Annotated in this window: 1 protein-coding gene; it reads left to right on the forward strand. The window is 69.7% G+C overall.

From position 1 onward, the window contains the following. On the forward strand, positions 1 to 501 hold a 501-nt coding region (locus AC1Q6P_RS24025; RefSeq protein WP_492666279.1), incomplete at both ends, for a histidine kinase dimerization/phospho-acceptor domain-containing protein.

Genomic DNA, 501 nt, shown 5'->3' on the forward strand with positions numbered 1-501 from the left:
CTGATGCGGCAGGAGAAGCAGCTGGCCCTCTCGCGCATGGTGGTGGGCGTGGCGCACGAGATGAACACGCCGCTGGGCAATGCCCGCATGGCCGCCAGCACCATGCAGGACCAGTGCCAGGACTTGCGCGCCCAGACCCAGCTCGGCCAGCTGCGCCGCAGCGAGCTCGACCAGGCCCTGAACCGCTTGCAAGAAGGCAGCGAGCTGGTGGACCGCAACCTGGCCCGTGCCGGCCAGTTGGTCGAGCGTTTCAAGGCCCTGGCCATCAGCCAGCATCAGGAAGCGCCGCAACAGCTGGACCTGGCCGCGCAACTGCGCCAATGGGCCCAGGCCTGGCAGGCCCGCCTGCCAGGCCCAGACTTCCGCCTCGACATCTCGGGCCTGCCCGAGCGGCTGGCCTGGCAGGGCTTTCCGCGTGCCTTGCATGAGGTGCTGGACCAGCTGTTCGACAACAGCCTGCAGCATGGCTGGGCCGGTCGCACCCAAGGCTGGGCCGGGCTG

Source organism: Roseateles sp. GW835-FHT13E02 (assembly GCF_058794035.1).